The following is a 16,235-nucleotide window of genomic DNA, read 5'->3' as shown; positions in this document are numbered from 1 at the left end:
ATATGGATATTCAACTTAGAAAAGAGGTACTTATGAAAGAAACGGTATTATCTAAACAACATTGGTTCCTTATTTTTACCCTTACGTTATTAACATTTGTTCTCGGGACAAGCGAATTTGTCATCGTCGGGATCTTAACGGAGATTTCTTCAAGTCTCCATATAACGAATGCAAAGGCAGGCACGCTCGTTTCAGCATTTGCCATTATCTTTGCCATCGCCACGCCCATTGTCATGTCTGCAACAAGTCATTTTCCAAAGCGGAAATGGGTGTTGTGTTTGATAGGGGCATTCATCATTTTGAATGCTTTGTGCGTGATTTCCACAAGCTACGTCATGCTTATGGGTCTTCGGATGCTGACAGCGATTGTGACAGGAGTGTTGATTTCACTTGCCATGACGATCGCCAGTGAGGCCATTCCCGTCACAAAAAGAGGAGTCGCCATCTCATTCGTGTTCGGCGGGTTCACCCTGGCAAACGTCATCGGAGTCCCCATCGGCACGGTCATTGCCGAATGGTACAACTGGCATGCTACGTTCCTATTGACGACGTTACTAGGTGTCGTTGCCTTCTTGGCATCGTTCTTGAATTTACCGAGTAAGCTCAGTCAATACCGCAGTTCCATGCGGGATCAGTTCTCCTTATTGACCCATCCAAGGATCCTGATGGCTTTCTTCATTCCATCCCTTGGCTTCGGTGCGACCTATGCAGTATTTACGTATCTTGTCCCGATTCTGAACAAGATGGGAGCACCAGGCAATTCCATCAGCTTGATCCTGTTCGCTTACGGGTTCATCTCGATCTTCAGCAACATCCTTGCAGGGAAGATTGCCAGTCACAATGCCATCGGACGCCTCCGATTCGTGTTTCTTATCCAGGCATTTGTTCTGTTTGCCCTGTACTTTACGACCGATCATTTTATCGTTGGATTGATCAATATCGGATTGATGTCCTTGATGGCCATCCTCCTTACCACATCAACCCAGCTTTACCTGATTGACCTTGCAGGTGTGTATCAACCAAAAGCGACTGGCCTAGCCGCTTCCCTGATGCCCGTTGCAAGCAATGTCGGCATCGCTATGGGATCAGCACTCGGAGGTCTGGTCTACCATCAGGGTCCGTTGATGAATGTGACACTCGTCGGAGGAGTGGTTGCAATTTGTGCGAGTCTGCTGACTTTCTTCAGTTATCGCTTAGATCAGAAGCAGGTAAGTGCAACATAACGTTAAAAAAGAAGTATCCAGAACGTAATATTGTTCTTGGATGCTTCTTTTTTAACTGGATTACTGTGATGGAAGATTTTTATGGAAGGAAACATGCGAGAAATGATCTGGATCGTGCGGTTTAAAAGTTGTTTTTCGTGCAGGATTTCAACTAATCAAGCGAACCTCAGAATTTTCATTGAAGTGGGGAGGAGTATGGGTTTCAGGAAAGCTATATGAACGACAAAGGGCAGCACTGCAAGCAGTACCGCCACTCATTAGTCTCTATCTCTTGCCACCTGGGTATCCCGGATGTTTTTCTGAATCGTAATGGCCGCAAACAAACTAAGAACAAACGACATTCCATAAAATCCTTTTTCACTTAAGATGATACTTCCGGCATTATAAAGTCCGATGGTCATCAACGATATGGCTACAATGACGGCGAACCAGCTGAGACCATAATAGATTCCCGAAACAGGTATATCCTCTTCCTTGTCCCTTACCGCTTTTTGCAGGGATACAGCTGCATAGAGTCCGAATACCAGTACCGCAAAGTAATACCCCTTCTCATTGAGTTCCATTCCGGCATTGAACAAGCCGATCAGATAAGCTGAAACCCCTATCACCAAAGCTGCCCAGCTTGCCCCTTTAAATGCAGAAGTCGGTTCCCCTTCTTTTCTTTCCATCTTGATCTTCGGTTTCTTTTCATCGCTCTTCATTAACAGATTTTCATTTAAATCAGACATTGACGGCTCCCCTTTACTGTCGCAGTTCCATACACTGCTTCTGTAACAATTATAGCAATTTTTTACAGATTTTGTTCAGTATTATGAAATAAATTCTTCCATATTCAATGTGCTTATCACCCTATCCCGACCACCTTATTAATCTATTCTACAATTGGTTCATTTTTCTTCAATAATAAGTATTTCCCTCTTAATAAGACGACGCGTTCCCTTGCACTTTTCGTCCAATACGATTAAAGTATATACTGGTTGGAATCCATCTTAATCGGGAATGGATAACAGTAAAGCATCTTACTTTTTAATTTTGGGAATATGCTTCCCTAAAGGAAAGGGTTTAAATAGATTATGAAAGAAAATTTCTGGCATGAGTTGCCTAAGCCATTTTTTGTTCTGGCACCGATGGAAGCCGTGACCGATGTCGTTTTTCGTCATGTTGTGAGTGAAGCGGCGAGACCTGACGTGTTTTTTACAGAGTTTACGAATACAGAAAGCTATTGTCATCCGAAAGGAAAGGACAGCGTGCGCGGACGTCTGACGTTCACGGAAGACGAACAGCCGATTGTCGCCCACATTTGGGGGGATAAGCCCGAATACTTCCGTGAAACCAGTATCGGAGTGGCTAAAATGGGCTTTCGCGGAATCGACATCAATATGGGATGCCCCGTACACAATGTCGCAGCGAATGGAAAAGGTTCCGGCCTGATCCGCCGACCGGATGTTGCAGCGGAAATTATCCAGGCAGCCAAAGCGGGGGGACTTCCCGTCAGTGTGAAGACACGACTTGGTTACACAAAAGTCGAGGAGTGGCACGACTGGCTGAAGCACCTATTGGAACAGGACATTGTCAATCTTTCCATCCACCTCCGCACGAAAAAGGAAATGAGTGACGTTGATGCTCACTGGGAGCTGATTCCTGAAATCAAGAAGCTTCGTGACGAAATCGCCCCTCATACATTACTGACGATCAACGGCGACATCCCTGACCGAGAGAAGGGGCTTGAACTTGCGGAGAAATACGGTGTAGACGGCATTATGATTGGACGTGGGATCTTCCACAATCCGTTCGCTTTCGAAAAGGAGAAGAAAGAACATACTAGCGGGGAACTGCTCGATCTCCTTCGTCTGCAGCTCGATCTTCATGATAAATACTCAGAAGAACTTGAGCCGCGCCAATTCAAGCCACTTCGCCGCTTCTTTAAGATATATGTACGTGGATTCCGCGGAGCAAGTGAACTGCGAAATCGTCTGATGGAATCAGAAACCACCGATGAAGTTCGTGCTCTTTTAGATGAATATGCAGATGCAGTGAAAGAGGATGAAGGCTTTTCTGTGTCTAAGTAAATAAAAGCAGGAAAAAAGAGAGAAGAGCTAACATAATGCTCTTCTCTCTTTTTTTGAATGGCCGGGATGCCATCCGACGTAGTATAGCAACAAAAAGCAGATACGTTCTACTTCCCTGCAACCCAGTCCATCACCCAGTTGGTCCGTGCACCAGAGTCTCCAGTACTGGGACACGATACACTACTCCCGGTCAGCTCTTCTACAATTGATTCTACAAGCGGCTGATGGACATGAAGCGGCCGCTTAAAACTCCATTGCTCTTTTCCTTCAACTGTTGTCAATGTGACGGGGTCGTCTCCAAATGTAGAAAATCGAATCTTCCCCTTACTTCCGACAATCTCATTTACATCCATCTCTTCAAAAGCTGTGAAACACCATGTCCCGACTCCCTGAATGCCGGATTCAAACTGATATGTACCCGTCACAATATCTTCTGCCTCGTAATACCCCCCTTGATTGGAAGCATATCCTTGTGCTTCTTGAATGGGTCCGAGCAGAAAATCGAGAATATCAAGAGTATGGCTGGCCAAATCGAAGAACAACCCGCCTCCAGCTACTTCGGGCTGAACACGCCAAGGTAGATGGTCTGAATCTTTCACATCTTCCCCCGCTGTTTGATACTGGGTCGAGGTGACAAAACGAATGTCTCCGATCGCGTTTTGATCAAGCAATTCTTTTATCTTCAAAAACCGTTCCTGAGCCCGACGGTAGTATGCTACATACAAAGGCACACCCGCCTTCTTACAAGCTGCCACCATCTCATTGCATTCATCGAAGGTACGTGCCATCGGCTTCTCAACATAAACCGGCTTCCCGGCAGCCGCCGCCTTGAGGGTATATTCCATATGTGAAGCAGGTGGGGTAGCGATATAAATTGCATCCACATCAGGGTCGTTAATCAGCGCATCGGCATCATCGTACCACTTCGCTACTCCATGTCTTTCGGCATAATCCTTCGCCAGCTCACCTGTCCTCCGCATGACTGCAACAAGCTCGGAGTTTCGTACCTTTTGGAATGCTGGGCCACTTTTCTTTTCTGTCACATCTCCGCAGCCGATGATTCCCCATCGGACTTTATCAAATTCCATGATTACGTTCCCCCTAGTGTTTCGTCTTACTTCCATTGTAACAATGAGCGTTACCCTTTGCTCCTCATCCGATACAAAATAAATAAGAGAATGAACCATAGAGGAGTCAACAGTAAGGCTGGACGAGTAGCCTCAGAAAACAGCATAATCACAAGGATCCCTGCAAACAACGCTAGCACGACGTAATTTATCAGAGGAGTGAGCGGTGCTTTAAATGACGATTTCTCGTGTAAATGCGGACGGCTTTTTTTATATTTTATATGACTGATCAGAATGATGCTCCAAACCCAAATAAAACAAATGGCACTTATAGTCGTCACGATACCAAAGGCCTGCTCAGGTATAAGCTTACTTAATAGAGCCCCTACTGATATGACCAGTGTGGATAGGAATAACCCGTTACCCGGAACATGATTTTGATTCAGTTTGGCAAAACGAGGGGATGCCTGATGATCTTTACTTAAATGATACAGAATTCGGCTGGTAGAAAACATCCCGCTATTACAGGCAGAAGCCGCTGATGTTAAAACGACAAAGTTAATGACACCTGCCGCCAGCGGAATTCCGACCAAGCTAAAAGTTTTCACAAATGGACTTTCTGCTGCATTCAGTTCCATCCATGGATTAATGAACAAGAGGACGGTCAGGGCCCCTACGTAGAAAAATAAGATCCTCAAAGGAATTTTATTGATGGCGGAGGGGATATTTTTCTCCGGGTTGGATGTTTCCCCTGCCGATACAGCGACTAATTCCACACCGACATAGGCAAAGGTGACCATTTGGAAGGAAAGGAAGAAACCTGATATTCCGTTCGGGAAAAATCCGCCATGCTCCCACAGATTTTGAACCGTAACCGCCCCAGAGTCAGTCTTAAACCCGATCACCAGCAGAATGACACCAAGGGCAATTAACCCAAGGATCGTAATGACTTTGATTAAAGCAAACCAAAATTCCAATTCCCCAAACAGCTTGACCGTTAATAAATTGAGTCCCAATAAAATGATGACACAAATAAGTGCAGGAACCCACTGCGGGATGTCAAACCAATATTTCACATAAACACCAACAGCAATCACATCGGCCATCGCCGTCATGATCCAGCAAAACCAGTACGTCCAACCCGTCACAAAGGAGAACCGGGGTCCAAGATACTCTTCCGCAATGTCTGGCAGCGATTGAAACCCGGCTTTCGATAACAACAGCTCCCCAAGAGATCTCATCACGAAAAAAAGGGCAATCCCCACAATTAAATAAGCGAAGATGATCGAGGGACCTGCAAGCTGTATCGCTTTACCGGAACCTAAGAATAGCCCCGTACCGATCGTACCCCCAATCGCGATCAGCTGAACGTGGCGATTCGATAGATCCCTCTTTAACTCTCGTTGTTCCAACACTAACTCCTCCTTAAAACCAGCACTTCAACAATTGAGCACAAAAAAAGAGATTGGATGGGCTCCAATCTCGTGGTCATAAGAATAACAAATATCATTTGGCATGAGCACACACCAAAGAAATATCCGATACTCTTCTGTCCTTTTGCCTGAGATAATGAACCCTTCGGCGCCGCGGATTCCGCGGTCTCTCCAGAAGCTGCTCCTGCTACGGGATGATCCATAGCAATCATAGCTTTCTATTAATTTTATTCGCTTAACGTTTCACTGTCGAATAGTTGATAATTTTAAGGGCTGATATGGATTTTGTCAACAGGAGGGATTATTTATGATACGGTTCCCCCCGATTTATCCGAAACGCCCGATAAATCTGTTCCACCAATATCAATCTCATTAGCTGATGAGGGAATGTCATTTTCGAAAACGAAAGGGTTTCATTGGATCTCTTGATCACATTATCACTTAATCCGAGTGATCCTCCGATAACAAACGCCACTTTGCTTTTTCCGTACGTGGCAAGCTTGTCCAGATTATCTGCGAGTTCTTCTGAAGAACGCATTTTCCCTTGAATGGCGAGGGCAATGACATGATGATCGGGTGAGATCTTCGCTAAGATCCGTTCCCCTTCTTTATTCTTCACCTGCTCCATTTCAGAGTCACTCAATACTTCTGGGGCCTTTTCATCTGCCAGCTCTACAATATCAATTTTTGAGTACGCACCGAGACGCTTCACATATTCATCGATGCCCTGTTTTAAATATTTTTCTTTCAGCTTTCCAACCGTTACTATTGTGATGTTCACTATCCACACTCGCTTTACAAACAATTTACAAACACGTTATCCACAGAAATTATCCACATATCCACATTACCTCTCTTGATATGGTATGAGAATATTAGTTCGCCACAATATATATTGCGTTATTCCCACAATATTCACAGGTTGTGGATAACTTCTTATCTTCAGAAAGCTCCGTTAGTTGAGGGGCTACCTCATGCTCATCTACGACAATATCCATGGCTAATTCCACATGCTCCAAGCAACAGTAAATCATGTCGTTTCCTCCTAAAAAGTAGTTTATATACTTATCCACAATCATCATATCATGTAAAGAAAAAGCAGGAAAGGGCGCACCGCCTTCCTGCTTTTCGTTTTATCCCTATTCTATAATCGGGATTCATCCGTCAATTTCATCGTGATTTCTTTCTTCTTTCCATCTCTATAGAAGGTCACTTTCATTTGATCATTCACTTCTTTTTTATTATAAAGATGCTTCCTCAAGTCGATTACATTCTCGACTTTCTCACCATCAAGTTCAGTGATGACATCCAGCTCCTGTAATCCAGCTTGAGCAGCAGGCGAATTCGGAACGGTTTGTCTGATCATCACACCATAATGGATATCTTTCGGAAGCTTCAAGGTTTCCTGCTGGTGATAGGCAGAAATCTGATTGACGTCTTCCAGTGTCACCCCCATTGCAGGACGCTTCACTTCTCCGTATTGCTCGAGGTCTTCAATGATAGGTCGGGCAGAATTGATTGGAATGGCAAGTCCGATTCCTTCTACCGCTTCCTGGGCGATCTTCATGGAGTTGATCCCGACCAGCTGACCTGAAATATTGATGAGGGCTCCACCGCTGTTCCCGGGGTTGATGGCTGCATCGGTTTGCAGAACCTCTGCGTTCCAATCCTCCATTCCATCCTGATTGATGTCGACAGGAATCGTTCTCTCCACACCTGAAACGACACCCTGCGTCACGGAACCTGAGAATTGAAGACCTAGTGGGTTTCCGATGGCGATGACAGGCTCACCTGCTTTCAGCTCATCTGAATTTCCAAACTCGGCAATGTCATCATCCTTGATCTTGCTTCCGTCGATTTCAATGACGGCAAGGTCTGTCCAAACATCAGTACCACGGAGTTTAGCAGGGACCTTTGTACCGTCAGCGAGGGTGACTTCCAATTGATCGGCCCCTTCAACCACGTGATTATTCGTCACGATATAAACGGTTTTACCTTCTTTTTTATACATGACCCCTGACCCCGTACCTGCCTGCTGGTCCTGAGTCTGACCACCACCCTGACCCCAGAAGCTCTGGGATTGGATATTCGTGATTCCTACCACGGAGTCTCCAGTCTTTTCAACGGCTTTCGTCACATCCGTCGTCACATTGACAGACACATTCTTCGTGGTTCCATTATGATACGTCTGGTCCGTTTCTTTCAAATCCTGATCCGGTTGGACCGAATAAGGTAATATATCAAGGTTTGTCAGTTGAGGAATGGCCACGATTACGAGAATCGCCCCAAGGACGACGCCCAACAGCCCCGCCAAAAACATTCCTCCCCGATTTCCCTTTTGCCTGCCGCTCCTGCCTTCTGAATTAGGATTGCCGTCATAATATCCCATATATCTTCTTCATCCTTTCTGCCAGCTATTCCTTTAGTTATTTTATCTTTACAAGCCCGATTATAGTCAGATTAAATTAAAAAATGATGAAAAGATGGTAAGAAATTTATTAGGTTACTTTTTATGTAAACAAAAAAGGCGAAGACATAAGCCCTCACCTTTTTCATACCTTAAACAAAGAAATCATAAACATTTGAATCGGTTTAAATCGCAACTAAAGGTGTTGGTACTTTAGGATCCGTATCAAATAGATCGATTTGTTCTCCTACCATGATTCCTTTTGATTCGAGTGTTTGGGTGACACTCATCCTTGCGAGATCTTTCATGTTGTTATCGAGGCTTAGATGAGCCAGGTATATACCCTTGGTGTTATCCCCCATCACTTCACTCATAGCTATGGCCGCATCTTCATTGGATACATGGCCATAATCGCTAAGGATCCGACGTTTGATATTCCATGGGTAACGGCACATCCGGAGCATACCTACATCGTGATTGCTTTCAAACACATAGGCGTCGGCATTCGAGATGATCCCTTTCATCCGATCGCTTACATACCCCGTATCGGTGACAAGAACAAGCTTCTTATCCCCTTGGTGAAAGACATAAAACATCGGCTCAGCCGCATCGTGCGACACACCGAAGGACTCTATGCTTATGCCTCCAAAGTGCTTGGCCGTTTCCATGTCAAAGGAAAACTTCTGCTCTGTATCAATCTTCCCCACTAGACCGTCCATGGCGTTCCACGTCTTATCGTTTGCATAGATCGGCAGCTTGTACTTCCTAGCCAACACACCGATCCCCTTAATGTGATCACTATGTTCATGGGTGACCAGAATCCCCGACAAATCTTCAATCTTTCGGTCAATCTGGCTGAACAATCCTTCCATCTGCTTGCCGCTCAATCCGGCATCGACAAGAAAGGAATGTTCCTCCGATTCAACAAATATCGCATTTCCCGTACTGCCGCTTGCAAGTACACTAAAATGCATCGTCATATCTCTCACTCCAATGTTTCTTTTTCCGGTTTGTTGATCTCCACGATCTGTCCTTCTACCGCATTGATAAACAAATCTTCTTCCTTGTTTCCTGATTCCACCACAAAATGCCAGGTTGGTGCAAGGACCTGTGACTCCTCGGACAGAAACGTCCAGTACCCTAATTTCGGTTTATGAACGACACTTCCTGTACCGATTTTTTGATTCGTATAAAGGCCCTGCAATGCTACAAAGGAAGGAATGATGGATTTATCTTCCCCAAACTCATTCAGATCCTCAAGCATTGACTGTTTATAAGATACAATTTTATTTTCATTATTGACGGTCAGAACAATCTTTCCGTTCGTATTATTAAACAACTGTCTTCCCTGATATGTTTGAAAATACGTGATTATCTGTTCATCTTTGTTATAATCCCAAAAGCTATATTTATTTCCATCAAGGACCTGATTTTTCATGAAGTCTGCTAAATCATCCGGAGAAAAATCCTTATCTAATGCGACTGGGTCATCTAAAGTTGAATGAATCGTATTCTCGTTTAGGATAGTAACATCCTGGTTCTTTAAAACATTGAGGTCTTCGTCCTTAAACTTCCTCGATTTAGCCTGTATATATTTTTCTTCCGTTGGATCCTGGGACAACGTCTTTGGGTATTTAATTTTGTCCGCTTTTAATTTTTCCTCAAATGTAGCCTGACTGAGGGTTTCTGGATTGCTTTCTCCCACTTTATTAATAAAAAGGGACATCAAAAAGATATCTAACACTAGAAAAACAATGATGAAAATACTTTTCGTTTTACTCCAATCCAATTTACAGTCCCTCCTTGTCATCGACGGATAACCTCAACCAATTCCCATCGTATTTATAATACCAGGAGGGTTCGAAATTAAGCTTTCTGCTTTCATTAGGGTCTCTTGTCATTTTGTAACCAACAGCAATATCCTCTACATAATTAAGGTCGATCGAATCCACTTGATTCAGAGCATAGATGACGGAGGAACCTGATGGTAACAGGACTTCAGCCGTATCTTTAAACGAAAAGTCCAGTTTAAAGTATGGCCGACTGTATTTATTAATTCCGTTCAGACCCCATGTTTGGGAGATTTCAGCCATCCCGTTATCATTGAAGACCGGGTGATTTTGCAGAAAAAGGCGATAAACGATTTTATTTTCATAGGGGCTTATGGAGAAGAGTTGGTAATCATCTGTCCAACCACCATGATCATTGACGAATTCCATGCTCTTTTGAACAAGCATAGCAGGTGCGGATCCATTATCTTTCTCCTCGGAAGGGTTAACAAACGAAAAAGTATTGTGATTCTTATCCACCGTCAATATAGAGGAAACATCCATATATGTCACCAGGTCGTCCACTGATCCCATATTCACGCTATTTGGATCACTAAATAGTGCCTGCTTGTACTCATCCAGAGAACTTAATTCCGTGTAGTAATAATAACTGATATACTCCTCGGCATCCTTGGGTAGAAAAATGGTTTTCTTCCCAGATATAGGTTGTTCCACATATTGACGATAAGCGCTGTTATATAATGCTCTTTGCACAAAGGTTCGTTTAAATGAATCCATACTGGCAAGGCTGACTTGGCTTTCATACACAGTCTTTTTCTCTTTATCGTCACTTACTGTAATAAAGAAAATGGACCCTGTATCACGATTATTATTATTCTCTAAATCGATGACAATCCGATTAAAGGAAGCAGAAGATACATTTTTTTCTTCTAAACTCAACCCTTGACTAAAGACAGATAGTGGAACAATGTCAGGAAATATGAGTTCAAATTTGTCTTGACCCTGAATAAGTGTATTGATTTCTTGAACACTATACTCGTTTGATACATTCTTTATTTCAAAAAGCGACCATTTCCCCAGCTGCTCTGTCACCTTATTCATTTCAGTCTGGTTAGTAGTGCCAACTGTTTTGTCCCTTCCATGATAAAAGAGCTTATAAGGCTTGATAAGATGCGTATTTAATTCATTATCCTTTAGTTTCCCCCCGACTGAAACATCATAAGCATCGCTGTTGATCGTATCGTAGCCAGGGGAATAGGTCCAAAGGTTAAAGGTAAGAAACACACTTATGCAAACAAGTAAGGTTAAGACTATCGATTTTATTTTTTCATAATTCATGACCAATCATCCTCTTGTGTGGAATCATATGGGAGGGTAAATAAGATCGTAGTCCCTTTACCTTCTTTACTTTTCGCCCACACATCTCCACCGTGTGCTGATATCATTTCTTTCGCAATGGCCAGTCCTAATCCAGTACCGCCCATTTGTCTCGTACGAGCTTTGTCTACACGATAGAAACGTTCAAAAACCTTCTCCAGATTATCTTTCGGAATCCCAAGCCCCTGATCGGATACGCTGATCTCGATGAATCCTTCTTTTTCTTTCACCGTAAAGGTAATGGTTCCGCCTTCTGGTGAATACTTTAATGCGTTGGAAATGATATTATCCAGCACTTGAGTGATCTTATCCTGATCAATTTCTACAAACATCGCTTTATCCGGCAAGAAACGCTTAAACGTTACCTTTACATCTTTCGTCATTTCAAAGCGATCTATGATTTTATGGAAAAACAGGATGAAGTCCACCCAGTCCTTATTAAAACGATAGTCTTTGCTATCCATTTTGGATAATTGAAGGAGATCATTGACGAGCCTGATCATTCGCTCAGTCTCGTTCTGAGTCACGTCAAGAAATTGGGGGGCTATTTCCCTATCCTCCCATGCTCCATCTGCCAGAGCCTCCAGATAGCTCCTCATCGTCGTTAAAGGAGTTCGAAGCTCGTGTGAAACGTTCGCGACAAATTCCCTTCTCTCTAAATCTATCTTCTCTTGTTCCGTAATATCATGCAAGACTGCTATAAGACCATTCACGAAGCCCGTCTCTTTTTGGATAATAGAGAAATTCGCGCGTAAAATATACGGTTTATCTTTAGTACTGTAATCCAAAATGATAGAGTCCTGTTCATTCGATAAGTCATCGAATGTATATTCCTCATCGAGTCCCAACAACGAAACGATCGGCTGCGAAACGACTGTTTCACGTGAAACATCCAGCATATCTGCAGCTGGATCATTGATGAGAATGACCCGACCTTTTCGATCTGTCGCAATGACCCCGTCCGTCATATAAGACAACACTGAAGAAAGCTTCCTTCTTTCCCCCTCAGTCGTTGCCTGGGCTTCTTGAAGACGCTTCGTCAGATTATTAAACGTAATGGCCAACTGACCAATCTCATCGTACCCGTAGACCTTTACCTTCCTCGAGAAGTTACCTTTCGCCATGGCTAAGGCCTGCTTTCTCATATCCGATATGGGTCTGGTGACGGTTTGGGCCAATAAAACTCCAAGGACAGCCGTTATAGCCAGTGCTATAATAGTCCCGTTCGTGAAGATTTTATTGATTTCATTCATTTGATCATAGACTGTTTCGATTTCACCTGCGATATAGATGGTCCCAATGACTTCATTGTTGGACTCAATCGGTTTGGTGTAAACCCATATTCGATCCTTTGTCTTTTCATCAAGGTAGATATCATCGTCTCCAAACCCGAGTGCAAGGGCTTTTTTGACTTCTTTTTCTGGACTGACTTGACCAACCTGACCTTGGTTATTAGGATCAGATGTCCCCTCTATTCTGGCTCTGTTATTAATGACCCTGATTTCAGCTATATCGGATGTCTTACTGCTATCGTTTAATATCCGGAATATATCCTCTTGGAGGGTGGGATCGTCCTCGGTCCTTTTTTTCAACATTGCTTCTTTTACGGTATATTCTAATAAGTTTACTCTATTGGTAATAGAGGTTTTAAAGTTTTCCACCAGCTTCTGCTCAAGTTCCCGCACAAAATAAACCCCAATGATTTGCATGGCGAGAAGGATGAGCAGAACATAAATCAGAACAAATTTAAGATGAATCGAACGGGTTAAGCCAACTTTCTTCATTACATATTACTCCTGTTCAGGATTTCGTAAGTAATAACCTACTCCTCTACGTGTTACGATCCAGGTAGGGTGACTTGGGTTATCTTCAATTTTCTCGCGAAGACGTCTGACAGTCACATCGACTGTACGTACATCGCCATAGTAATCATAACCCCAAACAGTTTGAAGTAAATGCTCACGGGTCATGACCTGTCCGATATGTTTCGCTAAATAATGAAGGAGCTCGAACTCACGGTGAGTCAATTCGATTGTTTCTCCCCGTTTTGAAACAACGTAGGCATCAGGATGGATCGTTAAGGATCCAACGGTGATTTCATTATTCTCATCCTCGACAGCTTGTTGGGCCCCATGCTGATGACGGCGCAGGTTGGCTTTCACCCTGGCAATCAATTCACGTGTACTGAACGGTTTGGTCACATAATCATCCGCCCCAAGCTCCAGTCCCAGTACTTTGTCGATTTCGGAGTCTTTCGCTGTCAGCATGATGATCGGCATTTCATACTTCTTCCTGATTTCACGGCACACTTCCATTCCATCACGATTCGGAAGCATAATGTCAAGAAGGACAAGATCCGGCTTGATTTCTTCTGCCATCTTGACCGCTTCATCGCCATCATATGCACAATGAACCTCATAGCCTTCTTTCTTTAAATTAAACTGTAATATATCTGCAATTGGTTTCTCATCGTCAACGACTAGTATTTTCTTTTCCATATCAATTGATCTCCTTTAGAAAAAAGTAATGGATCATATAAAGTTGTGATTAGTATAAGGTTCTTCCTTTAAATTTATCACTTTCTCCATATTAATTCATCTTTAACTCTATCATACCCTTTATTTCAATGCTTGTTGACTATAATCTAAATATAACAAAGGGGACTGACAATTAAAATGATTGTGTCAGTCCCTTGCTTGATTGCCTCTATATCATTACAGTACATCCAATGGATTAATCAATGATCCATTTTTGAATATTTCGATGTGAAGATGAACGCCTGTTGCTTCACCGGTTTCACCCATGATTCCGAGTTTTTGCCCTCTTTCAACCGTTTGGCCGGCAGAAACAGAGATCGAGTCTAAATGAGCATAAAGAGTTCTATATCCATTTCCATGATCGATGATGACCTTATTTCCATAACCGCCATCGTCCCAGCCTGCTGATACGACTCTTCCGTTATCAACGGATTTAATGGTTCGGTCACTTGGACGGGCGATGTCGATACCTTTATGCATTTTCCCCCATCGCTGGCCTTGCTTGGAAGAAATATAACCGCCATTCGTCGGCCATCCAAAACTTCCCGATCCTCTTGAAGGGATGGCTTTCGTCCCTTTAATCACGATATATTTCACTGGATCTTTTAATTTCTTTTCTTCTTTTATATTTTTAGCAGTTTGAGAACCATTTACCTCCGTCGTTTCGAAAGTAACGGATTTCTCACCGTCCTGACCTTCCTGTTTCACTTTCGTGTCGCCTTTATTCATAGAAGAGTCTTCTTCTACTTCTTTATCATAAGCGATCTTTTCAATCTTATTTGCTTCCTTCTTAACGAGTAAGTGAACAAGTGGCTCGTATACAGTAACGTTTAACTCTGCACCCACTTTCAGCGCGTCGTCCTCTTTCAAACCTTCGTTTAACTTAAGTAAAGTACCGGTCGTCAATTGATGATCTTCAGCAATCGTACTAAGAGAATCGCCTTCTTGCACCTTGTATTTCTTCTCTTCTAACTCACCTTTTTCAAGAAAATCAGCCGCTTCTTTAGGAGACATCATTTCTTCCGGTTTTACCTGTGCCTTTTTCACATCTACATTCTCTTTGAAAGAAACTTCTAATAGTCGAGTTTCATTTTCTTTTAAAGCGGGTAAAGAAATATTCGAAGAGTCCTTTTCCCTTGCCTCTAAATCAGCCAGCTCTTCTTCAGAAACATAGTTAAGCTTAAAGGCTTTTAAAGCTTCTTCAGCCGCCTGTTCGTCTTTCACATACGCAACCGGCTTATTATCGACAAACAAAGCAAATGCATTTGCTTCGATTGCTACAGATTGATTTAAACTCTCAATGACTTGTTGATTATTTGTTTTGGAAGCTTCAAATACATTCTCAGGTATGTATGTAACTTCATGATCGAAATCAACCTGGTAATCACTAAATTCCTTCTGAGCCTTCTCAAGCTTCTCCTCTAAAACAGCCTTTACTTCATCCTGACTTGTAACGGCACCTACATACTCACTACCCATGTACACATGATAGATGGTTTGCAAATCTTCTTCAGACCCCGTAGCAGCAGCAGATGAAAAGGTTAAAGTGGTAAGAGCGAGTGTTGTAATCCCTACTCTCTTCACTAATTGACTTGATCTATGTCGAATATTAAGTTTTTTGTATTTTTCTAAAATGGGTGATAACTTCTCTCCAAAACTCATTGACTTGCCTCCTATAAACTAAAGCAAAACTCCCAATTAACGGTAGTTCATTAAGCCTAATTTAATTCTATAAAATTAATACTTTACTAATTTACCATAATTCGACGAAATCCGGGACGCAGAATCATGATTGTAATATAACTGTATAATTTATCTGAAAATATTCTTTTACCTCTTGTACGATAATCCGCGTCATATTGGGAATGATATGGGTCTAAAGGTGGATTCGTGAATGAAATAGGGGTGGTAGAAATTAGGAGGGATTAGGTGATTCATGTTACATGCATGTTACAAATGCATAATAAAAAAGCACTACGAGAGTCAAAGTCGTCGCAGTACTTTTTGTGTGATGGCTCAGGACGGAATCGAACCGCCGACACATGGATTTTCAGTCCATTGCTCTACCAACTGAGCTACTGAGCCAAATAGTTTTCGGCTTCCGCTAAGCTTCGAATCTCTTCGTCAGCTCACTCAGTCACATCCTCACGTATGTAAAATACGCTCCGGTGTTCCTTCGATCGCTTCCTCGACCTTCTCGCTTATCGAAACCCTTTTCCATTTCATGAATATCATTTCATGCATATTAGATATAAAAATGGCGGTCCGGACGGGACTCGAACCCGCGACCTCCTGCGTGACAGGCAGGCATTCTAACCAACTGAACTACCGG

At 42.9% G+C, this 16,235-nt stretch carries 14 protein-coding genes, 1 tRNA gene and 1 riboswitch; of the genes, 2 read left to right on the top strand and 13 right to left on the bottom strand.

Annotated features, from left to right (window positions below):
* Positions 1 to 32: 32 nt before the first annotated feature.
* A complete protein-coding gene (locus tag NQ095_RS15925) occupies positions 33 to 1,223 on the top strand; it encodes an MFS transporter (protein WP_258264456.1) in 1,191 nt (396 codons plus the stop codon).
* A 257-nt stretch (positions 1,224 to 1,480) separates the two neighbouring features.
* Here NQ095_RS15925 and yiaA read toward each other — a convergent pair whose 3' ends face one another.
* Positions 1,481 to 1,951, bottom strand: a complete 471-nt coding sequence (yiaA, locus tag NQ095_RS15920) for an inner membrane protein YiaA (RefSeq protein ID WP_258264455.1) — start codon at positions 1,949 to 1,951, stop codon at positions 1,481 to 1,483.
* Positions 1,952 to 2,296: 345 nt separating this feature from the next.
* On the opposite strand from yiaA, the gene NQ095_RS15915 reads away from it, so the two are divergent.
* Positions 2,297 to 3,292, top strand: a complete 996-nt coding sequence (locus tag NQ095_RS15915; RefSeq protein ID WP_258264454.1) for a tRNA dihydrouridine synthase — start codon at positions 2,297 to 2,299, stop codon at positions 3,290 to 3,292.
* Between the two features lie 107 nt (positions 3,293 to 3,399).
* On the opposite strand, the gene NQ095_RS15910 is transcribed toward NQ095_RS15915, so the two are convergent.
* The 12 genes from NQ095_RS15910 to NQ095_RS15855 all read right to left on the bottom strand — a co-directional run bounded on the left by NQ095_RS15910 (position 3,400) and on the right by NQ095_RS15855 (position 15,988).
* A complete protein-coding gene (locus NQ095_RS15910; protein ID WP_258264453.1) occupies positions 3,400 to 4,380 on the bottom strand; it encodes a Gfo/Idh/MocA family protein in 981 nt (326 codons plus the stop codon).
* A 50-nt stretch (positions 4,381 to 4,430) separates the two neighbouring features.
* Complete coding sequence (locus NQ095_RS15905) at positions 4,431 to 5,771, bottom strand: amino acid permease (protein ID WP_258264452.1); 1,341 nt, start codon at positions 5,769 to 5,771, stop codon at positions 4,431 to 4,433.
* 127 nt (positions 5,772 to 5,898) lie between these two features.
* Positions 5,899 to 5,977: riboswitch (glycine riboswitch) on the bottom strand.
* Between the two features lie 116 nt (positions 5,978 to 6,093).
* On the bottom strand, positions 6,094 to 6,573 hold the full coding sequence (rlmH, locus tag NQ095_RS15900; protein WP_258264451.1) for a 23S rRNA (pseudouridine(1915)-N(3))-methyltransferase RlmH: 480 nt from the start codon (positions 6,571 to 6,573) through the stop codon (positions 6,094 to 6,096).
* 94 nt (positions 6,574 to 6,667) lie between these two features.
* Positions 6,668 to 6,826 (bottom strand): CxxH/CxxC protein, encoded by a 159-nt coding sequence (locus NQ095_RS15895; protein ID WP_258264450.1) that lies wholly within the window; start codon positions 6,824 to 6,826, stop codon positions 6,668 to 6,670.
* 110 nt (positions 6,827 to 6,936) lie between these two features.
* The gene (locus NQ095_RS15890; RefSeq protein ID WP_258264449.1) at positions 6,937 to 8,181 is read right to left on the bottom strand and encodes a S1C family serine protease; all 1,245 of its coding nucleotides are present in this window, start codon (positions 8,179 to 8,181) and stop codon (positions 6,937 to 6,939) included.
* A 203-nt stretch (positions 8,182 to 8,384) separates the two neighbouring features.
* Positions 8,385 to 9,179, bottom strand: a complete 795-nt coding sequence (locus tag NQ095_RS15885) for an MBL fold metallo-hydrolase (RefSeq protein WP_258264448.1) — start codon at positions 9,177 to 9,179, stop codon at positions 8,385 to 8,387.
* A gap of 5 nt (positions 9,180 to 9,184) precedes the next feature.
* Positions 9,185 to 9,988 carry a two-component system regulatory protein YycI gene (locus NQ095_RS15880; protein ID WP_258264447.1) on the bottom strand — a complete coding sequence of 268 codons (804 nt, stop codon included), beginning with the start codon at positions 9,986 to 9,988 and terminating at the stop codon, positions 9,185 to 9,187.
* A 1-nt stretch (position 9,989) separates the two neighbouring features.
* Positions 9,990 to 11,327: a YycH family regulatory protein gene (locus NQ095_RS15875; protein ID WP_258264446.1), complete on the bottom strand. Its 1,338-nt coding sequence runs from the start codon at positions 11,325 to 11,327 to the stop codon at positions 9,990 to 9,992.
* Positions 11,324 to 13,150, bottom strand: coding sequence for a cell wall metabolism sensor histidine kinase WalK (gene walK / locus NQ095_RS15870; protein WP_258264445.1), 1,827 nt, complete (start codon positions 13,148 to 13,150; stop codon positions 11,324 to 11,326). The genes NQ095_RS15875 and walK overlap by 4 nt, the downstream gene beginning before the upstream one ends.
* 6 nt (positions 13,151 to 13,156) lie before the next feature.
* The gene (gene yycF / locus NQ095_RS15865) at positions 13,157 to 13,864 is read right to left on the bottom strand and encodes a response regulator YycF (RefSeq protein WP_060674576.1); all 708 of its coding nucleotides are present in this window, start codon (positions 13,862 to 13,864) and stop codon (positions 13,157 to 13,159) included.
* Between the two features lie 216 nt (positions 13,865 to 14,080).
* Entirely contained in the window at positions 14,081 to 15,565 is a 1,485-nt protein-coding gene (locus NQ095_RS15860; RefSeq protein ID WP_258264444.1) for a M23 family metallopeptidase, read from the bottom strand.
* 350 nt (positions 15,566 to 15,915) lie between these two features.
* Positions 15,916 to 15,988 (bottom strand) — tRNA-Phe (locus tag NQ095_RS15855).
* Positions 15,989 to 16,235: the final 247 nt, after the last annotated feature.

Source organism: Rossellomorea sp. SC111, from assembly GCF_024733565.1.
GTDB lineage: Bacteria > Bacillota > Bacilli > Bacillales > Bacillaceae_B > Rossellomorea.
The sequence above is the reverse complement of the archived record's forward strand: the minus strand, read 5'-3'. Positions and strand labels throughout refer to the sequence as shown.